Source organism: Phenylobacterium zucineum HLK1, assembly GCF_000017265.1.
Lineage (GTDB): Bacteria > Pseudomonadota > Alphaproteobacteria > Caulobacterales > Caulobacteraceae > Phenylobacterium > Phenylobacterium zucineum.
Genome location: NC_011144.1, coordinates 3542577 through 3567892, shown reverse-complemented (window position 1 = coordinate 3567892; position 25316 = coordinate 3542577). Strand labels below are relative to the sequence as shown.

At 70.6% G+C, this 25316-nt stretch carries 25 protein-coding genes and 1 tRNA gene; 12 read left to right on the top strand and 14 right to left on the bottom strand.

Annotation, left to right across the window (positions count from 1 at the left end; translation table 11 throughout):
- Positions 1 to 4 precede the first annotated feature (4 nt).
- Positions 5 to 622, bottom strand: a complete 618-nt coding sequence (locus tag PHZ_RS17400; RefSeq protein WP_012523685.1) for an ATP-dependent Clp protease proteolytic subunit — start codon at positions 620 to 622, stop codon at positions 5 to 7.
- 123 nt (positions 623 to 745) lie between these two features.
- Entirely contained in the window at positions 746 to 2221 is a 1476-nt protein-coding gene (locus PHZ_RS17395; protein ID WP_012523684.1) for a M20 family peptidase, read from the bottom strand.
- A gap of 98 nt (positions 2222 to 2319) precedes the next feature.
- Between PHZ_RS17395 and PHZ_RS17390 the strand changes: the two genes are divergently transcribed.
- Positions 2320 to 3045 (top strand): extensin-like domain-containing protein, encoded by a 726-nt coding sequence (locus PHZ_RS17390; RefSeq protein WP_041373669.1) that lies wholly within the window; start codon positions 2320 to 2322, stop codon positions 3043 to 3045.
- A gap of 80 nt (positions 3046 to 3125) precedes the next feature.
- Positions 3126 to 3911 (top strand): SDR family oxidoreductase, encoded by a 786-nt coding sequence (locus tag PHZ_RS17385; protein ID WP_012523682.1) that lies wholly within the window; start codon positions 3126 to 3128, stop codon positions 3909 to 3911.
- Between the two features lie 71 nt (positions 3912 to 3982).
- On the opposite strand, the gene PHZ_RS17380 is transcribed toward PHZ_RS17385, so the two are convergent.
- Positions 3983 to 5155: an aminotransferase gene (locus PHZ_RS17380; RefSeq protein ID WP_012523681.1), complete on the bottom strand. Its 1173-nt coding sequence runs from the start codon at positions 5153 to 5155 to the stop codon at positions 3983 to 3985.
- Positions 5156 to 5207: 52 nt separating this feature from the next.
- Between PHZ_RS17380 and PHZ_RS17375 the strand changes: the two genes are divergently transcribed.
- Both PHZ_RS17375 and PHZ_RS22820 read left to right on the top strand, forming a co-directional pair.
- Positions 5208 to 5660: a GNAT family N-acetyltransferase gene (locus tag PHZ_RS17375; RefSeq protein ID WP_041373668.1), complete on the top strand. Its 453-nt coding sequence runs from the start codon at positions 5208 to 5210 to the stop codon at positions 5658 to 5660.
- 80 nt (positions 5661 to 5740) lie between these two features.
- Positions 5741 to 6292, top strand: a complete 552-nt coding sequence (locus PHZ_RS22820) for a hypothetical protein (RefSeq protein WP_148216904.1) — start codon at positions 5741 to 5743, stop codon at positions 6290 to 6292.
- Here the strand turns inward: PHZ_RS22820 and trhA are convergent.
- From trhA to PHZ_RS17360, 3 genes are all read right to left on the bottom strand, one after another.
- Complete coding sequence (gene trhA / locus PHZ_RS17370; RefSeq protein WP_012523679.1) at positions 6175 to 6855, bottom strand: PAQR family membrane homeostasis protein TrhA; 681 nt, start codon at positions 6853 to 6855, stop codon at positions 6175 to 6177. The genes PHZ_RS22820 and trhA overlap by 118 nt on opposite strands.
- Positions 6856 to 6904: 49 nt before the next feature.
- Complete coding sequence (gene typA / locus PHZ_RS17365; RefSeq protein WP_012523678.1) at positions 6905 to 8737, bottom strand: translational GTPase TypA; 1833 nt, start codon at positions 8735 to 8737, stop codon at positions 6905 to 6907.
- 365 nt (positions 8738 to 9102) lie between these two features.
- Positions 9103 to 10011, bottom strand: a complete 909-nt coding sequence (locus tag PHZ_RS17360) for an N-formylglutamate amidohydrolase (protein ID WP_041374377.1) — start codon at positions 10009 to 10011, stop codon at positions 9103 to 9105.
- A gap of 100 nt (positions 10012 to 10111) precedes the next feature.
- On the opposite strand from PHZ_RS17360, the gene PHZ_RS17355 reads away from it, so the two are divergent.
- Positions 10112 to 10468: a response regulator gene (locus tag PHZ_RS17355; protein WP_012523676.1), complete on the top strand. Its 357-nt coding sequence runs from the start codon at positions 10112 to 10114 to the stop codon at positions 10466 to 10468.
- A 62-nt stretch (positions 10469 to 10530) separates the two neighbouring features.
- Positions 10531 to 10605: transfer RNA gene (locus PHZ_RS17350), tRNA-Val, on the top strand.
- Between the two features lie 21 nt (positions 10606 to 10626).
- Here PHZ_RS17350 and PHZ_RS17345 read toward each other — a convergent pair.
- Positions 10627 to 11760 (bottom strand): zinc-binding dehydrogenase, encoded by a 1134-nt coding sequence (locus PHZ_RS17345; protein ID WP_012523675.1) that lies wholly within the window; start codon positions 11758 to 11760, stop codon positions 10627 to 10629.
- A 360-nt stretch (positions 11761 to 12120) separates the two neighbouring features.
- Between PHZ_RS17345 and PHZ_RS17340 the strand changes: the two genes are divergently transcribed.
- A complete protein-coding gene (locus tag PHZ_RS17340; protein WP_012523674.1) occupies positions 12121 to 15078 on the top strand; it encodes a TonB-dependent receptor in 2958 nt (985 codons plus the stop codon).
- A gap of 39 nt (positions 15079 to 15117) precedes the next feature.
- On the opposite strand, the gene PHZ_RS17335 is transcribed toward PHZ_RS17340, so the two are convergent.
- From PHZ_RS17335 to motA, 4 genes are all read right to left on the bottom strand, one after another.
- The gene (locus PHZ_RS17335) at positions 15118 to 15519 is read right to left on the bottom strand and encodes a DUF6491 family protein (RefSeq protein WP_012523673.1); all 402 of its coding nucleotides are present in this window, start codon (positions 15517 to 15519) and stop codon (positions 15118 to 15120) included.
- A gap of 66 nt (positions 15520 to 15585) precedes the next feature.
- Positions 15586 to 17361 (bottom strand): tRNA (5-methylaminomethyl-2-thiouridine)(34)-methyltransferase MnmD, encoded by a 1776-nt coding sequence (gene mnmD, locus PHZ_RS17330; protein ID WP_012523672.1) that lies wholly within the window; start codon positions 17359 to 17361, stop codon positions 15586 to 15588.
- A 67-nt stretch (positions 17362 to 17428) separates the two neighbouring features.
- Entirely contained in the window at positions 17429 to 17710 is a 282-nt protein-coding gene (locus tag PHZ_RS17325) for a hypothetical protein (RefSeq protein WP_083770988.1), read from the bottom strand.
- Between the two features lie 163 nt (positions 17711 to 17873).
- Entirely contained in the window at positions 17874 to 18743 is an 870-nt protein-coding gene (gene motA / locus PHZ_RS17320) for a flagellar motor stator protein MotA (RefSeq protein ID WP_012523670.1), read from the bottom strand.
- 105 nt (positions 18744 to 18848) lie between these two features.
- Between motA and PHZ_RS17315 the strand changes: the two genes are divergently transcribed.
- Complete coding sequence (locus PHZ_RS17315) at positions 18849 to 20159, top strand: MFS transporter (protein WP_041373667.1); 1311 nt, start codon at positions 18849 to 18851, stop codon at positions 20157 to 20159.
- Here the strand turns inward: PHZ_RS17315 and PHZ_RS17310 are convergent.
- Complete coding sequence (locus PHZ_RS17310; protein ID WP_041374375.1) at positions 20156 to 21445, bottom strand: lytic murein transglycosylase; 1290 nt, start codon at positions 21443 to 21445, stop codon at positions 20156 to 20158. The two genes, PHZ_RS17315 and PHZ_RS17310, sit on opposite strands and share 4 nt — an antisense overlap.
- Positions 21446 to 21577: 132 nt before the next feature.
- Between PHZ_RS17310 and ykgO the strand changes: the two genes are divergently transcribed.
- Together ykgO and PHZ_RS17300 are read left to right on the top strand one after the other, a co-directional pair.
- Positions 21578 to 21703, top strand: a complete 126-nt coding sequence (gene ykgO, locus PHZ_RS17305) for a type B 50S ribosomal protein L36 (protein ID WP_012523667.1) — start codon at positions 21578 to 21580, stop codon at positions 21701 to 21703.
- A gap of 11 nt (positions 21704 to 21714) precedes the next feature.
- Entirely contained in the window at positions 21715 to 22317 is a 603-nt protein-coding gene (locus PHZ_RS17300; RefSeq protein WP_012523666.1) for an HAD family hydrolase, read from the top strand.
- Here PHZ_RS17300 and folE read toward each other — a convergent pair.
- A complete protein-coding gene (gene folE, locus PHZ_RS17295; protein ID WP_041373666.1) occupies positions 22314 to 22901 on the bottom strand; it encodes a GTP cyclohydrolase I FolE in 588 nt (195 codons plus the stop codon). The two genes, PHZ_RS17300 and folE, sit on opposite strands and share 4 nt — an antisense overlap.
- Positions 22902 to 23035: 134 nt before the next feature.
- On the opposite strand from folE, the gene gapR reads away from it, so the two are divergent.
- Both gapR and PHZ_RS17285 read left to right on the top strand, forming a co-directional pair.
- A complete protein-coding gene (gene gapR / locus PHZ_RS17290) occupies positions 23036 to 23305 on the top strand; it encodes a nucleoid-associated protein GapR (RefSeq protein ID WP_041373665.1) in 270 nt (89 codons plus the stop codon).
- Positions 23302 to 23637: a hypothetical protein gene (locus PHZ_RS17285; RefSeq protein WP_012523663.1), complete on the top strand. Its 336-nt coding sequence runs from the start codon at positions 23302 to 23304 to the stop codon at positions 23635 to 23637. The genes gapR and PHZ_RS17285 overlap by 4 nt, the downstream gene beginning before the upstream one ends.
- A gap of 83 nt (positions 23638 to 23720) precedes the next feature.
- Here the strand turns inward: PHZ_RS17285 and PHZ_RS17280 are convergent, their stop codons facing one another.
- Positions 23721 to 25208 (bottom strand): sigma-54-dependent transcriptional regulator, encoded by a 1488-nt coding sequence (locus PHZ_RS17280; protein WP_012523662.1) that lies wholly within the window; start codon positions 25206 to 25208, stop codon positions 23721 to 23723.
- Positions 25209 to 25316: the final 108 nt, after the last annotated feature.

Genomic DNA, 25316 nt, shown 5'->3' with positions numbered 1-25316 from the left:
CGGCTCAGATCTCGGCCGTGTTCTTGATGATCCGCGAGACGAGGCCGTACTCGACCGCCTGCTCGGCGCTCATCCAGAAGTTCCGGGTCGTGTCCTTGTCGACCTTCTCGTAGGACTGGCCGGTCTCGCGGGCGATCATCCGGTTCACGCGCTCGCGCATCTTGATGATCTCCTCGGCCTCGATCTCGATGTCCGAGGCCTGGCCGCGCACGCCGCCCGCCGGCTGGTGCAGCAGGAAGCGGGTGTTGGGCAGGCAGAGCCGGTGCTCCTTCGGCGCGCCCAGGTAGATGTGCGCCCCGGCGCTGGCGACCCAGCCGGTGCCGATCACGGTGACCGGCGCCGGGCTGAACTGGATCATGTCGTGGATGGTGTCGCCGCTCTCCACGTGGCCGCCCGGCGAGTTGATGATCATCCGGATCGGCTTGTCGCTCTCGGCCGCCAGCGCGGTGAGCTGGGCGGTGACCCGCTCGGCCAGGCGCATGTCGATCTCGCCGAAGACGAGGACGGTGCGGGACTTGAAGAGGGCGTTCTGGACCGGCCCCGACGTCATCGGCATGTCGGGCAGGCGGCCCTTGTCCTCGTCGTCCCCGTCTTCGTCCATGTAGGCGATCCACTTCAGCATGGCGGCTCCTTCGCGCCGGCGGAAACGCGCATGTCGCGCGAAGGTCCCGCGGGCAGATTTCGTCTCCTACCGAGTTATTGGTCCGCGGGCGTTCCGGCAAGCGGGCGCCGCCGGGAAATCGCCTCAGCCGGCCGCCGTGGCGATCAGCCGGGCGTAGAACTGCACCATGGCCTCGAGGTTCTTCAGGCTCAGGTGCTCGTTCGTGCCGTGGATCATCTGGATGTCCGACATCGCGAACTCGACCGGCTGGAAGCGGTAGACGTCCTTGGCCACCGGATGCATCCAGCGGCTGTCGGTGGCGGCGGTGACGAGGCTGGGGGCGACCGGCGCGCCGGTGACGTCGCGGGCGACGGCCGCGAGGGTCTTCCATGCCCAGGAGTCCGTGGACGACACCGGCGAGGGCTCGCCGGGCGTCGCATTCCAGGCCAGCGTGACGGGCAGGTCGCCCACCGCCGCCTTCGCCTTCGCCATGACGCTCGCCGAACTGTCGCCGGGCGCGATGCGGTAGTTGATCCAGGCCGTGGCGTCCTGCGGCAGGACGTTCTCCTTGGGACTGCCCTTCAGCATGGTCGGGGCGATGGTGGTGTGCAGCAGGGCCGCGCCCGCGGGCGTCGCGCCGACCTGCCGGGTCAGCAGCGGGCCGAACAGCCACTCGTTGGCCACCGCCATCCGCACCGCGAACGGCGCGTCGGGCGCGACCGTCTTCAGCATGTCGGCGCCCGGCCCGCGGAAGGCGAGCGGGAAGGGGGCCTCGACGATGGCCGTGATCGCCTTGGCCAGGGTCGCCACCCCGCCGGCGTCCGGCGGCGGGGCCGAGGAGTGGCCGCCGGTTGCGCGGGCGGTGACCTTCAGGGTGCCGTAGCCCTTCTCGGCCGTGCCGATCACGGCCAGCCGCCCACCGGTGATCGGGTTGTCCGAGAGCACGACGAGCCCTTCGTCGAGGACGAATTCGGCCTTCACGCCGCGGGCCTGCAGCAGGCGGGCGGCGGCCTGGGCGCCCGAGCCCAGCACCTCCTCGTCGCCGCCCGACAGGAGGATGACGGTGCGCTTCGGCTTGAACCCCTGGCCGGCGAGGATCTCGATCGCCTCGAAGAGGCCGATCAGCGAGCCCTTGTCGTCGATCGCCCCCCGGCCCCAGACCGCGTCCTCGGCGATGACGCCGGCGAAGGGCGGGTGCTTCCAGTCCGCCTCGGTCCCGGCGGTGACCGGCACCACGTCCTGGTGCGCCATCAGGATGATCGGGGCCAGCGACGGGTCGGTCCCGGCCCAGGTGTAGATCAGCGTCTGGGCGTCCACGACCTCGCGGGTCATGGCGCCGTGGGCGGCGGGATAGGCCGCCTGCAGCAGGGCGTGCAGCCGGTCCCACTCGGCGGGCTGGTCCTCGGCCCTGTCCTGGTGGCGCACGGTGGGGATCTGGATCGCGGCGCTCAGGCGCTGGGCGGCGCGGGCGACGTCCACCGGCACGGGCCCCGCCAGCACCACGTCCGACGTGTCCGCCCCCGCCGGCGCCTCGTAGGTCAACGTCCGCACCACCACTACGGCCGCCAGCCCCAGCGCCACGGCGAGCAGGCCGAGCGCGATCCGCCCCAGGATACGCATGTGAGGTCCCTCCCGACTGGCCCGAAGCTTGGCCGCTGGCCTCCTGAACCGCAAGCGCCGGCGCCCGTTGGGACCTCGTGCGGCTGCGTTTCCCCAGTTTGAAGCCCGTCCCGCCCGAGGCGCTGGCGCTCTCCGCCCTCTGGGCGACCCTGCTCGACTGGACGTTCGCGGGACTGCTGCTGCTGATCGCCGTCGACCGCTGGGCTCCGCCGGAGGACCTGCCCTGGAAGCCGCTGCGCCTGGACCAGCCGGTGGGCCTCGCCACTCAGGTGAAGTTCGCCCGCGCCGCCGCCGATCCGGAGCTGTGCCGCAAGGTGCTGTCGGAGGGCGAGGTCGCCTTCGTCGAGGAGCCGGACCGCGACCTGGGCGAATGCGCCACGCGGAACACGGTGCGAATCCGCGACGGGGCGGCCGCGCCGCTCAGCCCGGCGGCGCCGGTGGTCACCTGCCCGGTGGCGCTGGGCTACGCCTTCTGGAGCCGGCACGTCCTGCAGCCCGCCGCACGCCAGGAGCTGGGCCAGCCGATCGCGCGGGTGGAGCACTACGGGACCTACGCCTGCCGGAACGTCTATGGCCGGAGCGAGGGCCGGCGCAGCGAGCACGCTTTCGCCAACGCGCTTGACGTGGCCGCCTTCCGCACGGCCTCGGGCGAGCAGGTCAGCGTCCTGCGCGACTTCCGCTCGGAGGGGCCCCGGGGCCGCTTCCTGCGGCGGGTCCGCGACGGAGCCTGCCCATGGTTCCGGGCGGTGCTGAGCCCCGACTATAACGCCGCCCACCGCGACCACCTGCACCTGGACTTCGGCCGCTACGCCGTCTGCCGCTGAGCGCTTGACCGGGCGGCAGGGCCCGTCGCAAATGGCGGCCGAGTCAAACAACTGTTTGGGAGAGCGCCGTGAGCGAGACGATGGACAAACTGAAGGTCGGCGCGGGCGGTCTGTTCGACCTGACGGGCAAGGTGGCGGTGATCACCGGATCGTCGCGCGGCATCGGCCGGGCCATCGCCGAGCGCATGGCCGAGCAGGGCGCCAAGGTGGTGATCTCGTCCCGCAAGGCCGGCCCCTGCGAGGAGGTCGCCGAAGCCATCAACGCCGCGCGTCCGGGCCACGCCATCGCCGTGCCGGCCAACATCTCCTCGAAGGAGGACCTTCAGCGGCTGGTGGACGAGACCCGCAAGGCCTTCGGCAAGATCGACATCCTGGTCTGCAACGCCGCCTCGAACCCGTTCTACGGCAGCCAGCTCGACATCACGGACGATGCGTTCCGGAAGATCCTCGAGAACAACATCATCGCGAACAACTGGCTGGTGGGCATGGTCGCGCCCGAGATGCGCGAGCGGAAGGACGGCGCGATCATCATCGTCTCGTCCATCGGCGGTCTGCGCGGCTCGACGGTGATCGGCGCCTACTGCATCTCCAAGGCGGCCGACATGCAGCTCGCCCGCAACCTCGCCCAGGAGCTGGGACCGGACAATATCCGGGTGAACTGCATCGCGCCGGGCCTGGTGAAGACCGACTTCGCCCGCGCCCTGTGGGACACGCCCGAGGGCGAGAAGCGCGCCAGTTCGGGCACGCCGCTGCGCCGCCTGGGCGAGCCCGACGACCTGGCGGGCGCGGCTATCTACCTGGCCTCGCGCGCCGGCGCCTGGACGACCGGTCAGACGATCGTCGTCGACGGCGGCACGACCTGCTGAGTTGATGGTAGAGGGGCGGGCCAAGCGCACTGCAGAACCCTCGTCCCTCCCATCATTCGCTCAGCGCTCCATCAGCCGGCCTTCGCACGCGAGAGCTCGCGCGCGCGGGCCAGCCGCCTTACGCCCTCGTCCAGAACGGCGTCGGCCTTGGCGAAGCACAGCCGCATGATGTGGGTCACCGGCGCCACCTCGTAGAAGGCCGAGACCGGAATGGCGGCGACGCCCGCCTCATGGACCGCGCGAAGGCAGAAGGCGCGGTCGCCCTCGGCCACCCCCGAGGCGGCCAGGTCCACGTTAAGGAAATAGGTGCCCTGGCTGGGGAGGACGGCGAAGCCCTCGCGCCGCAGACCCCCGGCCAGCCGGTCGCGGGAGGCTTCGAGCTGCCGCGGCATGGCCTCGAACCAGTCGCCGGAATTGTCCAGGCCCCAGGCCACCGCCGCCTGCAGGTTGGGCGCGGTGGTGAAGGTCAGGAACTGGTGCGCGCGGGCCAGGCTGTGGGTGAGCGCCGGTGCGGCGCACAGGAACCCCACCTTCCAGCCGGTGAGGCCGAACATCTTGCCCGCCGAGCCGATCTTCACCGTGCGCTCGCGCATGCCGGGAAAGGCGATCAGCGGCCGGTGGCGGGCGGCGCCGAACACCACCTGCTCCCACACTTCGTCGCAGATGACCGTGGCGTCGAAGCGCGCGCAGAACTCGGCCAGCAGCGCCAGGTCCTCCTCGGGAAAGACCACGCCGGCCGGATTGATCGGATTGTTCAGCACAACGAAGCGGGTGCGGTCCGAGAACGTCGCCTCCAGCATGGCCCGGTCGAAGCGCCAGTGCGGCGGGGCGAGGCGCACGAGACGGGGGATGCCGCCCGCCAGCCGGATCATCGGCAGGTAGCTGTCGTACAGCGGCTGGAACAGCACCACCTCGTCGCCGGGCCGGATCAGCGCCAGGAAGGCGGCGGTCAGCGCCTCGGTCGCGCCCGAGGTGATGGTGACCTCGGCCTCCCAGTCGAGGTCGAGGCCCTGCGTGCGGGCATAGTGCGCGGCCACCGCGCGCCGCAGGTCCGGCAGGCCGCGCATGGGCGGATACTGGTTGTAGCCGTTCAGCACTGCGTCCGCGGCCTTCGCGCGGACGGCTTCGGGGCCGGGATCGTCGGGGAAGCCCTGGCCGAGGTTGATCGCGCCCAGGTCGCGCGCCAGGCCCGACATCTCCTCGAAGACGGTGGTGGGCAGGTTGGAGAAAATCGGATTGGCCATCACATCAACCTTGGCCCCAGAGTCGGGCCAGCGCCACCATCCGGAGGGTTCCATGGAGATCGTCGAGTTCGAGCCCCGCTACGCCGAGGCCTTCCGCACCCTCAACGAGGCCTGGATTTCGCGGCACTTCACCCTTGAGGCCAAGGACCGCGAGGTGCTGGAGGATCCCCAGGGCAAGATCATCGACCCGGGGGGGCGGATCTTCATCGCGCTGCAGGACGGTCGGCCCGTCGGCTGCGTGGCCCTGATCCGCATGGCCGACGGCGGCTACGAGGTGGCCAAGATGACGGTGTCGGAGGCGGCGCGACGCTCGGGCCTGGGCCGCCGGCTGATGGAGCGCTGCATCGAGGCCGGGCGGGAAGCGGGTGCGCCGCGGCTCTATCTGGAGACGAACTCGGGGCTGGCGCCGGCGCTCGGCCTCTACCGCGCCATGGGCTTCCGCGACCTGGCCCCGACCGACACCGAGTACGCCCGCTGCGACGTGTGGATGGAGCGGCCGCTCTGACGCCCCGAATCTCCCGGCAGAGAGTTGTTGCGAACGATTCTCAATAGCACTACCGTCGGCTCCCAACGCAGGAGTCGGCCATGTGCGATCAGGACCTGTCGCTATTCCTGTCCCTGTTCCGGGGCGAGCGCCTGCTGGTCGGGGCGATCCGCCGGCTGGCGCTGGGGACCGGTTGTCCCGGCGCGGTGGCGCAGTTCGAGTTCGTCTGCGGCTGGACGGGGCAGGAGGCCTGCCGGACGCTGGAGGTGTTCCTGCAGCAGCTCGCCCTGCACGGCCGGCGACGCCTCACGGTCTCGAGGCCGGGCGACCCGGCGGTGACGCGGGACGAGCGGGCGATGCTGGACGTGTTCGCCTTCGCCCAGGCCGAAGCCTACGACGCCATGGACGCCAGGCTGTCGGACCTGCTGGACGCGGTCCCGCCGGCCTCGCTGGGGGCCGCGGCCTGCATCGTGGCCCAGGTGCTGGCGATGAACGGCTGCTTCGTCGAGGCCGAGGTCGAGGGCGAGATCGGGGCTCAGTGCTGGGCGGCCAGCACCACCCCCAGCAGCACCGCCGCCCAGTGCGCGCCGGCCGCGGCCACGACGTGGCCGTGCCAGATGGCCCGCGAGAACTTCAGCCGCTTGTTCACGTAGAAGATCACGCCGGTCGAATAGAGGACCCCGCCCGTCACCAGCAGGACGAAGGCGTACCAGGCCAGGCTGTCGATGATCGGCTTCAGGGCGATGACCACCAGCCAGCCGAGCGCCAGGTAGACGCCCACCCAGAACTTCCGGTCCAGGCCCTTCAGGAACAGCTTGCCGAGCGCGCCGAGGGTGGCGATCGACCAGACGGCGGCGGTCATGCCCCAGCCCCAGGCGCCGGGAAGGCCGAGGGTGAAGGGCGTGTAGGAGCCGGCGATCATCAGGAAGATCCCGGCGTGGTCCAGCCGCCGCAGGGTCGGGCGGTGCTGGGGCCTGGCGAAGTTGTAGGCCGTGGAGAAGGCCAGCATGGCGATGATGCCGGCGGCGTAGATCGAGACGCCCACGACCTTGCTGATCGAGCCGGCCTGCACCGCCAGCGTCAGCAGCACGATCCCCCCCACCAGCGCCAGCGTCAGCCCGACCACATGCACCACCAAGTCCGCGCATTTGGCGGCGGGGGTCGGGTAGTGGCGGGGCGGCTTGGCGTGCGCGGCGGCTGGGGCGGGAAGCGTCATCTCGGAGACTCCATACGCTTCCCAAGTGTCACGGGTGTGGCGCCGGCGTCTACTCTTCCCTGACGCGCTTCTTGCGGAAGGAGGGGTTCAGCACCTCCTTGCGCAGGCGGATCGATTTCGGCGTCACTTCGACCAGCTCGTCCTCCTCGATGTAGGCGATGGCCTGTTCGAGGGTGAGGCGCCGCGGCGGGGTCAGGCGCACGGCCTCGTCCTTGCCCGAGGCGCGGACGTTGGTCAGCTGCTTGCCCTTGATCGGATTGACGTCGAGGTCGTCCGAGCGGGAGTTCTCGCCGATGATCATGCCCTGGTAGGTCTTCTCGCCGGCGCCGACGAACATCACGCCGCGTTCCTCGAGGTTCCACAGGGCGTAGGCGGCGGTCTCGCCGTCGGAGTTGGACACCAGCACGCCCTTCGGACGGCCCTCGATGGCGCCCTTGTGCGGCTCGTAGTGGCTGAACACGCGGTTCAGCACCCCCGAGCCGCGGGTGTCGGTCAGGAACTCGCCCTGGTAGCCGATCAGCGAGCGCGACGGGCACATCAGCTGGATGCGCGTCTTGCCGGCGCCCGAGGGGCCCATGTCCTTCAGCTCGGCCTTCCGGGCCGACAGCTTCTCGATGACGATGCCGGTGTACTCGTCGTCCACGTCGATGACGACGTCCTCGATGGGCTCCAGCCGCTCGCCGTTCTCGCCGGTCTGGTAGACCACCCGCGGGCGGGAGATGGAGAGCTCGAAGCCCTCGCGGCGCATGTTCTCGATCAGCACGCCCAGCTGCAGTTCGCCGCGGCCGGCGACTTCGTAGGCGTCGGCGCCGGGGGTCTCGGACACCCGGATGGCGACGTTGGCCTCGGCCTCCTTCAGCAGGCGGTCGCGGATCACGCGGCTCTGCACCTTGTCGCCTTCGCGGCCCGCCAGCGGGCTGTCGTTGACGCTGACGGTCATCGAGATGGTCGGCGGATCGATCGGCTGGGCGTCCAGCGGCTCGGTCACTTCCAGCGCGCAGAGCGTGTCGGCCACGGTGGCCTTGGACATGCCGGCGATGGCGACGATGTCGCCGGCCTCGGCGCCCTCGTCGATCGGCTGGCGCTTCAGGCCGCGGAAGGCCAGCACCTTGGTGATGCGGCCCTGCTCGATCTGCTTGCCGTTGCGGTCCAGCGCCTTGATGGCCATGCCGGCCACGGCCTTGCCGCTCTCGATGCGGCCGGTCAGCAGGCGGCCCAGGAAGGGGTCGCTCTCGATCAGCACGTTCAGCATCCGGAACGGCTTGTCCTTGTTCGCTTCCACGGCCGGCGGCGGCACGTGGTCGACGATCAGGTCGAACAGCGGGGTCAGGGTGTCGGACGGCTGGTTGAGGTCCAGCGTCGCCCAGCCGTTGCGGCCCGAGGCGTAGATGTGCGGGAAGTCGAGCTGCTCGTCGGTGGCGCCGATCGCCGAGAACAGGTCGATGGTCTCCAGGTGCACCCGGTCGGGATCGGCGTGGGCGCGGTCCACCTTGTTGATGCACAGGATCGGCTTCAGGCCCATCTTCAGGGCCTTGGTCAGCACGAACTTGGTCTGCGGCATGACGCCTTCCTCGGCGTCGACCAGCAGGACGCAGCCGTCCACCATGCCGAGGATCCGCTCCACCTCGCCGCCGAAGTCGGCGTGGCCGGGCGTGTCGATGATGTTGATGCGGGTCTCGCCGGCCTTCCCGTTCCACAGCACCGAGGTGCACTTGGCGAGGATGGTGATCCCGCGCTCGCGCTCCTGGTCGTTGGAGTCCATGGCGCGTTCGACCGTCGCCTCATTGGCTCGGAACACGCCGGACTGGGCGAGCAGCTGGTCCACGAGCGTTGTCTTGCCGTGGTCGACGTGGGCGATGATGGCGATGTTGCGGAGCGACATGAAGGGCGTGCGGAAACGGGGTTCGATGATCTGGGAGGGCGCGCTTGTAGGGGACGGCGGGCTTCGCCGCCAGCAAGAAGTCGTTGAAGGGCTTATGAGCCGCAGGGGATGAACATTGTGCGACGCACGATATCCAAGCGGCAGGTGTGCTGCGCGTAGGTGGAGATCGCGGGCACGAATTTCAACTTCGCCGCCTGGGCGTGGCAATTTTGATGCTCAGCACACTTGCATTTTTGTGCGCTGCAGCGTATGTAGCGCTTGTTAGGCGTCGCTGACGCCTTTGCCCTTCCTGGGCGTTTCCTCCCTATTGAACTGCCGCGCCTCCGGGCGCGGCTTTTTTTCGCCCGCAGGCGCGAGGCGGCGGTTCAGCCCGGCTTCAGGGCTGACCAGTCGGCGGCCGCCAGGGCGCTGGTCAGCTGCTCGATGTGCGCCTTCAGCGAAGAAAAGCCCGCCGTGGGGGCGAGGCTCGCCTCGTCCAGGTAGAGCGCCCGGTTGATCTCGATCTGCAGCGCGTGGGTCCGCCGGGCCGGCCGGCCGTAGTGTTCGGTCGTGTAGCCGCCGGCGTAGGGCGTGTTGCGCGCCACCCGATAGCCGACGCCCTCCAGCTCGCGCTCGACGCGGGCGGGCAGGACGCCGGCGCAGGCCGCCCCGAACCGGTCGCCGAGCACGATGTCGCAGGGCTTGTCGCGCCCGCCCGCCCGGGCCGCCGCGGCGGGCATCGAATGCCAGTCGACCAGAATGGCGAAGCCGTGGGCGGCCTGGGCCTCGGCCAGCAGGCGCTCCAGGGCGCGGTGATAGGGCCGGTGGGCGCACTCGATCCGCTTGCGGGCCTCGGCGAAGGTGAGCTTGCGCCGGTAGATCTCCTGGCCTTCCGAGACCACGCGGGCGATCGCCCCCAGTCCCGCCGCGACGCGGGCCGTCCGGGCGCGGGCGAACTCGGGCAGCTCGTCGACGAACATGTTGGGGTCGAGCTCGAACGGCTCGCGGTTCAGGTCGATGTAGGCGCGGGCGTAGTTGGCCGTCAGGGTCGCCGCGCCATAGCCGGGCGCGGCGGCGATCAGGTCGTCGACCAGGGCGTCTTCGGAGCGCCGGATGCTGACGGCGTCCAGGGCCGCCGCCGACATCATGTCGTCGGGATAGAACCGTCCGGAGTGGGGCGAGGCGAACACCAGCGGAGTCGGCGGCGGCTCGCCCTCGGGCGCCGCGCGGCGCAGGTCGAAGGGCGCCGCGCCAACAGGCGCTTGCTCGCCGCCGAGACGCTCCCAGGCATTCATCATCTGCATTGAACGCTGAGCGCCTTCCTGGGTCAAAGGGTTCATGGCGGGTTTACGGTTGGGGCGCTATGGTCGGCGGCTGAACCCTGAACCGACCGCCATGCCCCGTATCCTGCTTGCCGAAGACGACGATTCCCTGCGCGGCTTCCTCGCGCGCGCGCTCGAACGCGCCGGCTACGAGGTGACGGCCTGCGCCGACGGCGACGAGGCGGCGACCTACCTCGACGAGCCGTGGGACCTGCTGCTCACCGACATCGTCATGCCCGGCCTCGACGGCATCGAGGTCGCCCGCCAGGCGGCGGCCAAGCATCCGGGCCTGCGGATCATGTTCATCACCGGATTCGCCGCCGTGGCCCTGGCCGCCGGCGAGCGGGCGCCCGCCGGATCGAAGGTGCTGTCCAAGCCCATCCACCTGCGCGAGATCGTCTCCGAAGTGGAGCGGATGATCGCAGCCTAAGTCTGGCGCTTGCGCCGGCCGGGGCGCCCCGTTATATCCCCGCCTTCCCGACGAGACGGTTCGGACGCGTAGCTCAGCGGGAGAGCACTACGTTGACATCGTAGGGGTCGCTGGTTCAATCCCAGCCGCGTCCACCATCCCCCCGAAAAATCCAGGCGTCACAATCCCTTGGCGGGATTGATCAGGTACTTCTCGCCGGTCGCGCGGCGGCTGTAGGCGGCGATGACCTTCGGGTCGAGCGCCTCGGCCAGGCCGATTTCGGCGGTGTAGCGGCTCTGGAAGGTGGTCTTCAGCTCGGCCGCCACGCGCTGGCGTAGCCGTCCCGCCGCCTCGGGGCCGATCTTCGCCAGGAACGGCGTCAGCAGCCAGCCGCCCACGCCCCAGGCGAAGCCGAAGTTGCGGACGAGCTCGGTGGGCCGGGTGTCGAGGCCCCCGTAGATGTAGAGCTGCTTGTGGGTCGAGGAGCCGTAGCGGCTGTAGGCCCCGGCGGTGCGGTTGGCCGCCGCCTCCATGGCCGAGAGGATCTGGCCGCCGATCCGGCCCCCGCCGATGGCGTCGAAGGCGAGCGTCGCGCCCGTGGCGGCCACGGCGTCGGTCAGCCTGTCCATGAAGTCCGGCGCGGTGGAATCGACCACGTGCTCGGCGCCCTGGTCGCGCAGCAGCCTTTCCTGCTCGGCGCTGCGGACCACGTTCACCAGCGGGATGCCGTCCGCCTTGCAGATCCGCACCAGCATCTGGCCCAGGTTCGAGGCCGCCGCGGTGTGGACCAGGGCCTTGTGGCCCTCGCGGCGCAGGGTCTCGGTCATGCCCAGCGCGGTCAGCGGATTGACGAAGCAGGAGGCGCCCTCGGCGGGGGTCGCATCGTCGGGAAGCGCCAGCACGTCGGCCGCGCGGACGATCCGGTACTGGGCGTACATGGCGCCCCCGATCATCGCGACGGTCTTGCCCATCAGCGCCTGCGCCTCGGGCGAGGCCCCCGCGGCGATCACCACGCCCGCGCCCTCGTTGCCCACCGGCATCGACTGATCGAGCCGGGCCTTCAGCGCCTTCAGCCCGGCCGGCGGCACGGTGGCGGTGACCACCGGCCGATCCTTCGAGCCCGCGGCCCTCAGGGTGGAGAGGTCCGCCGGACCGATCAGCAGGCCGAGGTCCGAGGGGTTGATCGGCGTGGCCTCGACGCGCACCAGCACCTCGTCGGGACCGGGGTCCGCAACCTCCACCTCGGCGAGCGACAGCTCCAGTTCGCCGTCCGACTTCACCAGCGAGCGCAGTTCCAGGCCCTTGTGCGTCATGTCCGTCCCCTCGTGTCCTGCGCCTGTCAGGCCGGCGCTGCGTCCCACATAGGACGGCGCAAGGCCGAGCTGAAGGGCGGAGTGTGGGTCGGCGGCCGGGCCTTGGCCTAACCTCCGGGCGTCGCTCGCTTTTTCGCGACTCCGGTATGTTCGCCGCCGGCGGTCGAGCGGCGTGCCGGCCGGTCTGCAGACCGGGCGTTCGAAGGGAAAGCATTGCCGGTCAAGACGTTGTCCCGGCGGGTCTGTTCACATTTCAGTGTTTGCCGAACCGCGAAATACGTATGGCGCAGGTCCGCCATTTGGTCCGTAATTCCGCCACTCAGGCCGCCCGTCCAGAGGCGCCGAGGGGAGGAAAACCAAATGACCAAGAGCAGGTTCTTCTGCAGCGTATCCGCCATGGCCGCTGTCGCGGCCCTCGGCGCAGGCGGCCAGGCGCTGGCCCAGCAGTCCCCAACCCAGGTCGGCGAGGTCGTCGTCACCGGCTCGTTCATCCGCGGCACGCCCGAGGATGCGGCTCTGCCGGTGGACGTGATCAGCCAGGACGACATCGAGCGTCAGGGCGCGCCGTCCACCCTTGAGCTCATCAAGCAGCTGTCGGTCTCCAGCGGCGTGCTGGGCGACACCAACCAGTTCGACACCCGCGCCCAGGGCTCGGAGGGCTCGGGCTCGATCAACCTGCGGGGGCTGGGCGCGCAGCGCACCCTGGTCCTGCTGAACGGCCGGCGCATGTCGCCCAACCCGTTCGGCCAGGCCGGCGCCGGCATCGTCGACACCAACACCCTGCCTACCGTGGCCATCGGCCGGGTGGAGGTGCTGAAGGAGGGCGCCGCGGCGACCTACGGCTCGGACGCCATCGGCGGGGTGGTCAACTTCATCACCCGCACCAACTTCGACGGCCTGGAGGTGTCGGGCAGCTATCGGCACATCGACGGCTCGAAGGGCGATTACACGGGCGGGCTCCTCTGGGGCCACACCTTCGACAACGGCAACATCCTGCTCAGCGCCGGCTGGCAGCACCGTTCCGAGCTGAAGGTGACCGACCGCGACTGGGCCGTGCGGCCCTTCGCCGAGAACCCCGAAGGCGGCTGGTCCGGCGGCTCCAGCGTCACCGGCTTCCTGCCGGTCGCCCAGACGCCGACGGGCGCGTGGGTTCCGGCCGGCGCGGGCGTTCTCGACGCGGGCTGCGCGCCGCTCGGCGGCATCCCGGTGGCTGGGGCGCTGCCGCAGTGCCGATTCCACTACATCGAGTACGACAACATCACCGAGGCCGAGGACCGCATCCAGCTCTACGGCGAGTTCAACGCCGATCTCGCCGAGGGCCACCGGCTGCACGTCGAGGCGCTCTACGCCAAGACCGAGGTGCCCAACTGGAAGACCTCGCCGTCCTACCTGACCCTGCAGACGCCGACGGCGACCACCAACCCGACGGTGGGCTCGCTGACGCCGGCGGTGCTCCGCGGCTGGTTCGTGCCGGCCAACAACCCCGGCTTCGTGGCCTATCGCGCCGCCAACCCCGGAGCCATCCCGGCCGCCGCGACGGGCGCTCACTTCCCCGGCGTGTTCTACCGGCCGCTGTCCTTCGGCGGCAATCCGATCTTCGACGGCAACGAAGGGGCGTCCGAAGGCATGCGCCAGTACGAGGCCGCCCGCGTCTCGGGCAGCCTGCGCGGCGACCTGCCCTGGATGGGCATCGGCTACGACGTCGCGGTCACCTACGGCCAGGAGACCGGCTGGCGGACCGGCTACGACACCGTCGTCTCGCGCCTGCAGCTCGCGCTGCGCGGCTACGGCAGCGCTGCGACGGGAGCCGGCGGAGGCTGCACCGCGGCAGAGACCAACAACTTCACCACCAACGCCGGCAACGAGGCGATCGGCTGCTACTGGTTCAACCCGTTTTCGAACGCCTTCGCCTCGAACGCGGTCTCGGGCGCGTCGAACCCGCAGTTCAGCGCGGCGGCGGCCAACAATCCGGACGTCATCCGCTGGTTCTTCGACCAGGTCTCGACCAAGCAGACCCAGCGGATCTTCGTCACCGACGCGGTGCTGAACGGGACCACGGGCTTCGAACTGCCCGGCGGCGAGGTGCGGTGGGCGGCCGGCTTCCAGTTCCGCCGCGACGGGTTCGAGTCCGAGTACAACGACCTCAGCGACATCGACGCCAACCCCTGCATCGACACCCCGGTCACCGGAACCGGCTCGTGCGCGGTCCGCAACGGCCCGCTGGTGTTCCTGGGCACGGGGGAGGAGGCCGACCTGTCGCGCGACGTCTGGGCGGCCTTCGCCGAGCTCAGCGTGCCGGTCAGCGACGCGATCCAGGTGCAGCTGGCCATCCGCTACGAGGACTACGAGGCGGTGGGCACCACCACCAATCCCAAGGCCAACGTGCGCTGGCAGGTGGCGGACTGGCTGGCCCTGCGCGGCTCGGTGGGCACCACCTTCCGCGGCCCGCCGCTGACCCAGCTGAACAACAGCAGCGTGACGGCGCTGAGCTTCATCGCCGGCTCGTTCCGCGCCATCGACCTGTTCGGCAACCCGGACCTGGAGCCCGAGACCGCCGACAACTTCAGCCTGGGCGCGATCTTCGACGTCGGCCGGTTCAAGGCCACGGTCGACTGGTGGCGGTTCGACTTCGACAACCCGATCGTCGGCGAGCCGTCGGGCTCGATCGTCAACACCATGTTCCCGGGCGGGGCGACCACCCGCTGCGGCACGGCCGAGTACGCCGGGCTGCAGTCGCGGTTCGACTTCCAGGGCGCCTGCTCGACCGCCACGATCGCGCGGGTCCGGACGCAGTGGGTGAACGGCCCGAAGATCAAGACGTCGGGCATCGACGTCCTGGCGGACTACGACTTCGGCGAAGTGTTCGGGGGCAACCTGCGGGCCGGCCTGTCGGCGACCTACACACTCGAGTACAAGATCGACGACTTCGAAGTGGAGGGCGTCACCGTCGAGCAGGCCTATGACGCGGCCGGCTTCCTCAACTACCAGCTGATCGCCACCTCGCTGCCCGAACTGAAGGGGTCGGGCTACGTCGAGTACTCCACCGGGCCGCACAACCTGCGCTTCACGGTGAACTACATCGACTCCTACGTGGACCAGCGTGCGGCGATCACCGGGCCGGGCAAGACCATCGACGAGACCTGGCTGGCCGAGATCGACTACCGCGTCCTCCTGCCCTGGGACACGACGGTCACCCTCTCGGTCGACAACGTCTTCGATGAGGACCCGTCGTTCGCCCGGCTGGACCTCAGCTACGACCCGTTCACGGGCAGCCCGCTGGGACGGACCTTCAAGGTCGGCGTCCGCAAGCGGTTCTAGGGACTGGCGCCGCCGGAGCCTCTCCGGCGCGCTTCCTTCTCAGGGCCGCGCCCGCTTGGGCAGGGCCGCGATCTCGGCCGGGGTGAGCTTGCGGATGTTCTTCACTTGGCAGCGCTGCGGCCCGAGCGGCGATTCCGCGACGATCTCGGCGTCGAAGCCGGTGCAGATCGAGCCGCTGCGCGAGACCAGCGCGATCTTCTGCGACCAGTCCACGTCGTGGCACGGGCCGAACATCTCCATCTGGTAGACGTCGCGCACGCCGACCCGCACGTTGACGATCCGGTTGTCCGCCGAGGCGAAGCTGTTCACCTGGTGGTTCCAGAAGCACTGGCGGTCCGGCCGCGCGCCCGGCTCGGCCGTCGCCGCGGCCCGGGGCGCGGCGCAGCCGCCCAGGGCCAGCAGGCCCGCGGCCACGGCTACGGGTGCGATCTTCCAGTTCATGTCTCGGATCCTCCTGGCGGATAGGACGTCCCCCGAGCAACGCCACTATAGGGTCCGCGCCGCTCGTTAGGAACGCACGCGCCGGCCGAAGCGGTCCGGCGCGACCAGCGCCTGCTGGGCCGCGGTCAGAGGCGAGGGCGCGCCGAGGGCGAGGGCGGCGACGTGCTCGGCCAGGAGCGGCGCCATGGAGAGCCCGCGCGAGCCGAAGCCGGTCAGGAGGAAGCGGCCGTCCGCCCCGCCCGCGACCGGCAGGCGGTCGGGCGTGACGGCGCGGACCGAGGCGCGGCCCTCCAGCGGCCCCTGCGAAAGCCGGGCCGCGAGCCGGGGCAGGGCGCGGGCGAGGGTCTCGAGGTTACGGGCGTGGTCGGCGGGGCGCAGGTCGCGGCCGGCGTCGTCGCGGTCGTGCGTGGCGCCGAACAGCACGCCCTCGCCGGTCGGCAGGACATAGCCGCCCCAGGCCGCGGCCGAACCGACGCTCTGCCCGCGCGCCCAGCTCGCCTGGCCCCGCACCGGCTGCAGCGGCACGTCGGGCGCCAAGTCCCGCGAGTCCAGCGCCGCCGCCAGGATGACGGCGCCCGCGCGGACGATCTCGGTCCCCTCCGGGTCCATGAGGCGCCAGCCGTCGTCGGCCCGCTCGATCCGCGCCACGCGGGCGGGACGGACGTCCGGGGCCCAGGCGGCGAGGATGCGGGCAGGGTCCACCACGAGCGCCGGCCGCTGGTCCAGGGCCGCGGGGGCGGGCTCCCCCAGCCTGTCGGCGGCCTCGGCGGGCTCCAGCAGGGTCAGGGCGCCGGGCTCGAAGAGGTCCGAGGCCGCGATCTTCCCGAAGCGGGCGGGGTCCCGCTCGGCGGACGCGAGCTGCAGCACGCCGCGGGCCACGATCGCCTCGGGCAGCGCCTCATAGAGGCCGACGGCGCGGGCGAAGGCGCGAGCGAACAGCTGGGCGGGAGGCCCGAGGCCGGCGTCGAGCCGCGGCGTCACCAGCCCCGCGGGATTGCCGGACCCGCCGGCGCCGCGTCCTTCGGCGTCGAAGACCAGCGCCTCGCCGCCCAGGGCGCGCACGGCCCGCGCGGCGGCGGCCCCGGCGATCCCAGCCCCGACGATGGCCACCCGGCCCGGCTCGAAGTCGGCCGGCGCGCCAGGCCTGCGGGCCTCCAGGCGCTCGCGCTTGCGGCCGAAGCCGGGGCGCTTCTCGACCTCGAAGCCCGCGGCGGCGAGGCCGCGGCGCACCTGGCCGGCGACGGTGAAGGTGGCGGCCCGCGCCCCGGGCGCCGAGCGCGCGCCCACCAGAGCCAGGACCTCGTCGCTCCACATCTGCGGGTTCAGGGCGGGCGAGAAGCCGTCGAGGAACCAGGCGTCGGCGCGGCCGGTCCAGCCCTCCAGGGCCTCGCGCACGTCGCCGACCGCCACGTCGACGATGGCGGCGTACTCGGGCAGCTCCAGCCGGTGGACGCCGCGCGCGCGGCCCGGCCAGCGGCTGACCAGCGCCTGCGCAGCTTCGGCCAGCTCGGGCCAGCGCGAGAGCGCCCGTCCGGCCTCTTCCGCGGTGATCGGAAAGCCCTCGACGGTGAAGACGTGCAGGCGGCCGCCGGCGGGAGCCTCGCGGCGCCAGAGATCCAGCAGGGCGGCGATGTTCAGGCCTGTGCCGAAGCCCAGCTCGCCCACCGTGAACCGCCGCCGGCCGGCCCAGGCCTGCGGCAGGCCGCAGCCCTCCAGGAACACCGTCCGCGTCTCCGCCAGGCCGTCCTGGGCGGAGAAGTAGACGTCGCCGAACAGCCGCGAGCGCGGCTGGCCGTCGTCGGTCCAGGCGAGCGGGCTATGCGGCGGGGGGACGTCGGTCATGGGCCAAAAGAAAAGGGCCGCCCCCTCGGGAGCGGCCCTTCCTTTACGCGAAATCGCGTGAAGAAGCTTAGTGCTTCTCGGCCGGAGCAGCGGCGTCCGCGGCCGGAGCGGCCGGGGTGGTCGCAGCGGCGGCGTCGGCGGCCGGAGCAGCGGCGCCTTCGGCGGCGGCGGCGGCGTCAGCAGCAGCAGCGTCGGTCGCGGCGGCGGCGTCGGCGGCCGGAGCTTCGGCGGCTTCCGGAGCAGCTTCCGGAGCGGCTTCGGTGGTTTCGGTCTTCTGGCAGGCGGCCACGGTCAGGGCGGCGACAGCGGCGCCGGCGACGAGCAGCTTGCGGAGCATTTCGTTGGTCATGTCCCTAGTCCTCTTTGAGTGTCACTCGCGGTCCCCTCGCCAGCGGAGCAGGCCAGGGGCGCAGCGGAGGAATAAGCCGGGGCAGGGCGGCTCCGCAAGGCGAAAAATCACGCGTTTGTGATCGAAATTCTTAACATATGACGGCGCCCGCAGGGGCGGGGCGTCACGCCTCGTTCGGGATGTTGGAAAGGGCCTCTTCCAGCTCGATGAAGCTGGGCTGCGCGCCCGAGGGCACGCTGCCCCGGCCGATCTCGACCGAGATCTGCGCGGCGTTGCCGTGCAGGTGCGCCACCAGCACCGACTGGATGATCCGGTAGAACGAGCCCTCCTCGTCGATCACCTCGCGCATCCGGGTGGCCATCGGTCCCACGAGGCCGTAGGCGAGGAACACCCCGAGGAAGGTGCCGACCAGGGCCGAGCCGATCATGCCGCCCAGCACTTCCGGCGGCTCGGTGATCGAGCCCATCGTCTTGATGACGCCCAGCACGGCGGCCACGATGCCCAGGGCCGGCAGGGCGTCGGCGAGCGTCTGCAGGGCGTGGCTCGGCTGCTGCGCCTCGTGGTGGTGCTTCTCGAGCTGCTTCTCCATCGCGTCCTCGACCTGGTGGGGGTCCTCCAGGTTCATGGTCATCATCCGCAGCGTGTCGCAGATGAAGTCGATGGCGAAGTGGTCCTTCATGATCTTCGGGAAGCGGGTGAAGATCGTGCTTTCGGTGGGGTTCTCGATGTGGCTTTCGAGGGCGATCACGCCCTTCGACTTCATCGTCTTGGTCAGCAGGAACAGCAGGCTGAGCAGGTCCCGGTAGTCGGCCGCCTTCCACTTGGGACCGCCGAACACCTTTCCGAAGTTGCCCACCGTCGCCTTGATCACCGGCAGGGAGTTGGCGATCAGGAAGCTGGCCACGCCCGCGCCGCCGATGGCCATCATCTCATGGGGAAGCGCATGGAGGATGACCCCCATGTTGCCGCCCGAGATGATGTAGCTGCCGAACACCAGAGCGAACAGCAGCACGATGCCGATGATCTGAAACATCAGGTCCCCCGAAGGTCGGAGGAGCATGGCGGTTAATGTTTAATGGCGGGTGAGCGTCATTCCCGGTTTGCGGGCGCGGGCTTGACGGGCATAACCCGGCCCACGATGCCCAATCCCGAGCCTCCGCAGGGCCTGGCCCGCCGGCCGTTCGCCATCATCTTCGGCGTCTCTCTGGCCACGGCCCTCGGGAACACGGGGCTGATCTCGGTCCTGCCGGCCATCGGCCGCTCGATCGGCATCCCCGACCCGATGGTGGCGGCGATCTTCTCGCTCTCGGCGGTGCTCTGGGCGGTCTCCTCGCCCTGGTGGGCGCGCGCGTCCGACCGCTATGGGCGCAAGCCGCTGATGCTGGTCGGCCTCTCGGGCTTCATGGTCTCGATGTTCATGTGCGGACTGGTGGTCAGCGCCGGGCTCCGGCACATGGCCGCGCCGATCGTGATCTTCGTGCTCTTCCTGCTGGCGCGCTCGCTGTTCGGCCTGTTCGGGGCCGCGTCCAATCCGGCGACCCAGGCCTACGTGGCCGAGCGCACGCCGCCGGAAGGGCGGACCCAGGCCATGGCCAGCCTGGCCGGCGCCTTCGGCCTCGGCACCGTCATCGGCCCCTTCCTGGCGCCGCTCTTCATCTATCCGGTGATCGGCCTGGCCGGGCCGCTCTTCACCTTCGCCCTGATCGCCGCGGCCATGCTGTTCGTGGTCTGGCGCTACCTGCCCGAGACGCCCGTCTCGGCCGAGGCCAGGCGTCCGCGCAAGCCGGTGGTGGCCGGCGCCCCGAAGGAAAAGCCCATGTGGCGCGATCCCCGGGTCACGCCCTTCCTGCTCTACGGCTTCATCGTCGCCACCTGCCAGACGGCGCAGGCCCAGACCCTGGGCTTCCTGATCATCGACAAGCTCGGCATGTCGCCGACCCAGGCCCAGTACTTCATCGCCATCGCCATGATGTTCGGGGCCGTCGCGGGCCTGCTGGCCCAGTGGGGCCTGATCCGCATGTTCCAGATGACGCCGCGCCAGCTGCTGCGCTGGGGCGTGGCGGTGGCGGCGCTGGGCAACCTGGTCGTGGCCCTGGCGCCGGACTACTACATCGTGGTCGCCGGCTATGCGATCTCCAGCCTCGGCTTCGGCTTCGCCCGACCCGGATTCACCGCCGGCTCGTCCATCGCCGTGGACATGGACGAGCAGGCCCGCGTCGCCGGCGCGATCGCGGCGGTGAACGGGATCAACGTGGTGCTCGCCCCGCTGTTCGTCTGGCTCTACCAGCACGTGGGGCCCGCGCCGTTCCTGCTGAACGCGGTGCTGATGGGCGCGATGCTGGTCTACGCCTTCCGCAACCGCCAGCTGCGCAATGCCGACCCCGAGCCGGCCACGCGCGCGGCCACCGCCATCGCCACCCTCGAGAAGCGCGACGAGGGCGGCAGCTAACTGACGCCCGCCTCGGCCTTCAGGCGCCGGACCATCTCGGGCGAGAGATAGCCGTCGGCGACGACGCCGCGCGCCTTCTGCCAGTTGCGCAGGGCGGTGCGGGTGTTCATGCCCACGACCCCGTCCGGCGCGCCCGGATCGAAGCCCAGGGCCGCCAGGGCGCGCTGGGCGGTCATGCGGTCCACCAGCGACAGGGGCTGCTCGTCCGGCCAGGGACGCACGGTCCCGTTCATGCCCAGGAAGCTGTCCGCCAGCATGCCCACGCCCAGGGCATAGGCCAGACTGTTGTTGTACCGGCGGATGGCGAAGTGGTTCGGGAACAGCAGGAACAGCGGCCCCCTGGCGCCGGCGGGCGCGACGAGCTGGGCCTGCGCCTGCAGGTCGGCGTCGGTCCATGGCTGGCCGTCGGCGCGGGTCACGCCCCGGGCGGCCCACTCGGCCGGCGTCAGGCGCGGCCCTTCGGTGAGGCTGAAGTCGAAGTCCGCGGGCACGGTCACCTCGCGGGCCCAGCTCTGGCCGCGGACCCATCCGGCCTTCGACAGCAGGTTGGCGGCCGAAGCGAGGGCGTCGCCGCGCGAGCCCCAGATGTCGCGCCGGCCGTCGCCGTCGAAGTCCACGGCGGTGGAGAGGAAGGTGGTGGGGATGAACTGGGTCTGGCCCATGGCCCCGGCCCACGAACCCTTCAGGCGCGCGCGCGGGTGCTCGCCCGACTGGATGATCTTTAGCGCGGCGATCAGTTCGCCCTCGGCCCAGGCCCGGCGTCGGCCCTGGGCGGCCAGGGTGGCGACCGAGCGGATCACGTCCATGTCGCCCTGGATGGCCCCGAAGCCGCTCTCCAGCGCCCAGACGCCCAGCAGGATCTCGCGCGGGACGCCGTAGCGGTCCTCGATGGCGGCGAACTCGGTCACGTCGGCGCGGCGGCGCTGGCCGATGGCGGCGCGGTCGGCCGTCACGACGCCCTTCAGGTAGGCGCTGACGGGCTTGGAGAATTCGGGCTGGCGGCTGTCGAGTCCGGCGACGCGCGGATCGGGCGTCAGGCCCGCCATCTCGCGCTCCAGCACGTCGGGGCGGACGTCGGCGGCCAGGGCGCGGCCCTGGAACTCGGCGGCCCAGGCGTCGAAGATCATGTCCCCCGACGCGGTCGGCGGCTTCACCGAGACCGGCGGCGCCGGCGCTGGGGCGGGCGCGGCGGCCTGCGGCGGCGGCGGGGTGACGGGCGGGGCGGGCCTGGGCGGGGTGGCGCATCCGGCCAGGACGTAGAGGGCGAGCAGGTAACGGCGGCGCATCATTCGATATCTAGTCCGCGTCGGCGGCCGCCCCAATCACAACGCCGTCAGGTTGACGAAAGGCGCCTGCCCCCGTATATGCGCGCCCTCTTGTTGAAACCGGCCGCCCCTAGGCCCTCTGAAGTAACGGTCATGAAGGTCAGAAGCTCGCTCAAGTCGCTCAAGACGCGTCACCGCGACTGCAAGCTCGTGCGCCGCAAGGGCCGGGTCTACGTCATCAACAAGACCGACCCGCGCTTCAAGGCCAAGCAGGGCTAAGCGCCCCGTCGATGCCGAAGGCTCTCCTCTGGGACTTCGGCAACGTCATCGTGCGCTGGGATCCGCGCACGCTCTACTCCAAGATCTTCGAGGAACCGGCCGAGCTCGACCGGTTCCTTAGCCATGTCTGCACCATGGACTGGCACGTGGCCCATGACGCCGGCGTGACCTTCGCGCAGAACCGTGCGCCGCTGCTCGAGCGCTTCCCCGCGCACGCCGAGGCGATCTGCGCCTGGGAGAGCCGCTGGTGGGAGATGTTCTCGGGGGCGATTCCCGAGACGGAAGCCGCCATCGAGGACCTGCACGCCCGGGGCGTCCCCCAGTACGGCCTGTCGAACGTCTCACACGAGACCCTGGAGGGAACGATGGCCCTCAGTCCCGCCTTCGGCCGGCTGCGCGGCGTGGTCGCCTCGGGGCTCGAGGGCGTGATGAAGCCCGATCCCGCCATCTTCCGCATCGTGTGCGAGCGCTTCGGCCTCGAGCCCGGCGAGATCCTGTTCGTGGACGACAGCGCCCGGAACGTCGCCGCGGCCGAGGCGCTGGGCTTCGACGTCCACCACTTCACCGATCCGGCGGGCCTGCGGCCGGCGCTCGAGGCGCGCGGCCTGCTCTAGGCGCCGTTCCGGACCAGCTCGAAGAACTCGGTCCGGGTGCGCGGATCGTCCCGAACCTCGCCCAGCAGGTGGCTGGTGGTCAGGCGCGAGCCCGGCGTGTTCACGCCCCGCATGGTCATGCAGCTGTGCTCGGATACGATCACCACGCCCACGCCCTTCGGCTGCAGGATGTCCTGGATGGCCTCGGCGATCTCGGCGGTCAGCTTCTCCTGGATCTGCAACCGCCGGGCGAAGCCGTGGACCACCCGCGCCAGCTTCGAGATGCCGACCACCCGGTTGCGCGGCAGGTAGCCGACGTGCGCCTTGCCGAGGAACGGCAGCATGTGGTGCTCGCAGAAGCTGACCACCCGGATGTCCTTGAGGATCACCAGCTCGTCGTAGCCGCCGACCTCGTCGAAGGTGCGCTGGAGGTACTCGCGCGGATCGGTCTCGTAGCCGGCGAACAGCTCCTTGTACGACTTCACCACCCGGCGGGGGGTGTCGAGCAGGCCCTCGCGGTCCGGATCGTCCCCGGCCCACTCGATGAGGGTCCGCACGGCGGCGAGGGCCTCGGCCTCGCTGGGGCGTCGCTTCTCGTCGGACATGCTCAAGGACCCTCCGCGTCGATGCGTCTCAACGGCCTGGTTCTAGTCGAGGTTCATGGTCCGATGACAGTCCCGATCCGGACCGCTATGACCGCCGCTTCCCGATCACCCTCGAACTCGATATGAGCTTGACCATGGCCGACGACGCTTCCGCCCACTCCGACGTGCTGAACGCCACCGCCCAGGGGCAGCTCAAGAGCATCATCGAGCGCATCGAGCGGCTCGAGCAGGAAAAGGCCGAGATCTCCGAGCAGATCAAGGAAGTGAAGGCCGAGGCCAAGGGCAACGGCTTCGACGTGAAGATCATCAACAAGGTGATCCGCATCCGGAAGCAGGACCGCGCCAAGCGGCAGGAGGAAGAGGCGATCCTCGACCTCTATCTCTCGGCGATCGGAGAGATTTGAAGCGCAAGACGCCCCTCTCGCCCTACGAGGCCCAGAAGGCGGCCGCCAAGCGCGCCGCCCTCAACGCCCTGAAACGCGCCCGCCGGACCGCCGAGAAGGCGGGCGTCACGCTCTCCGAATGGGAGGGCGAATTCCTCGGCAGCGTCACCGAACGCGTGAAGACCTACGGCCGCGCCTTCGGCGATCCCGAGAAGGGCGCGCCGGGCCAGGCGCTCTCGGCCATGCAGGCGGTCAAGCTCAAGGAGATCGCCGCCAAGGCTAAGGGTGAGAAGAAGACCATCCAGCGTAAGCCCTTCCGGAAGAAGGACGCCTCTCCCCCGAAGAAGGGCTGAGGGAGAGGCGGGCGGGAAGCGCGCCGCGCCCCGCCAGTCGGACCACCACCACGCTGGTCTCTTGTCGTCCGGTTATTGTCTCTCTAGGCGACGGCTTCCGCCCCGCCTTTGATCAGCCCTTCCAGCCCATTCTCGCGGACCTTGCGGTAGAGCGTCGAGCGGCCGATGCCGAGGCGGCGGGCCACCTCGCTCATGTGGCCGGAGTAGACCTCGATGGCGTGCTGGATCAGGTCGCGCTCGATCTCGTCCAGCGGCCGGATGTGGCCGCGGGCGTCCAGGATCGGCACCGGCGCCTGGGGCTGCGGCAGCTCCGCGGCCAGCTCTCCGGCCGACGGCACGGGACCCGGCGCGGACGCGGTGACCGCCTTCGGCGCCAGGGCTTCCGGCGGCGGGGCGGCGATGCCCGAGATGGCCGGGAAGTCGTGCGGCTGCAGGTAGGGGGCGTCGGCGAGCACGATGGCCCGGTAGACCGCGTTCTCGAGCTGGCGGACGTTGCCGGGCCAGTCGAAGCCGGTCAGGCAGGCCAGGGTCTCCGGGGCGGCGCCCACCACGGCCTTGCCTTCCTCGACGTTGAAGCGGCGGATGAAGGCGTCGACCAGGGCAGGGATGTCCTCCTTCCGCTCGCGCAGCGAGGGCGCCTCGATCGGGAAGACGTTCAGCCGGTAGTACAGGTCCTCGCGGAAGCGGCCTTCGGCCACCGCCTGCGAGAGGTCGCGGTTCGTCGCGGAGACGATGCGCACGTCCACCTTCACCGAGCGCTTGGAGCCGATCGGGTCGATCTCGCTCTCCTGCAGGGCGCGCAGCAGCTTGACCTGCATGTCGAGGGGCAGCTCGCCCACCTCGTCCAGGAACAGGGTGCCGCCGTTGGCCTCCTGGAACTTGCCCAGGTGCTTGTCGGTCGCGCCGGTGAAGCTGCCCTTCTCGTGGCCGAACAGGATGGATTCCACGAGGTTCTCGGGGATCGCCCCGCAGTTCACAGCCACGAACGGCTTGCCGGCGCGGTCGGACGAGCCGTGGACGGCGCGCGCGATGACCTCCTTGCCGACCCCGCTTTCGCCGGTGATCAGGATGGGGATGGACGATCGGGCCGCCCGTTCGCCCAGGCGCTTGACCATGACCATGGCCGGCGAGGCGCCGATCAGGTCGTCGAAGGTGGTCCGCCCGCTGGCGTGCTTCTTCAGGCGGTCGACCTCGCCCTTCAGCGCGCCCATCGAGAGCGCGTTGCGGATGGAGACGATGATCCGCTCGGGCGCGGCGGGCTTGACGAAGAAGTCGACGGCGCCGGCCTGCATCGCCTGCACGACGGTGTCGATCCCGCCGGTCGCGGTGACCACGATCACCGGCTGGGAGAAGCCGCGGGCTCGCATCTCGACCAGGGTGTCCTGGCCCGAGATGCCGGGCATGACGAGGTCGAGCAGCACCACGTCGGCGGCGGCGCCGGACGCCAGGCGCGAGATCGCCTGGTCGCCCGATTCCGCGTGGGCCACGGCGAAGCCCTCGCGCTCCAGGACCGCCTGGATCAGCCTGCGTTGCGTCGGGTCGTCGTCGACGACCAGGACCGTTTTGGCCATTTGAAAACACCCACCGATTGAGCGCCCGTCTCGTTGGATCAGGCCTTCTTGTTGTCCCCGTTTGATACAGGGGACGGGTAAAGGCGGGGTTTCGGAGAGCTGAGTCGT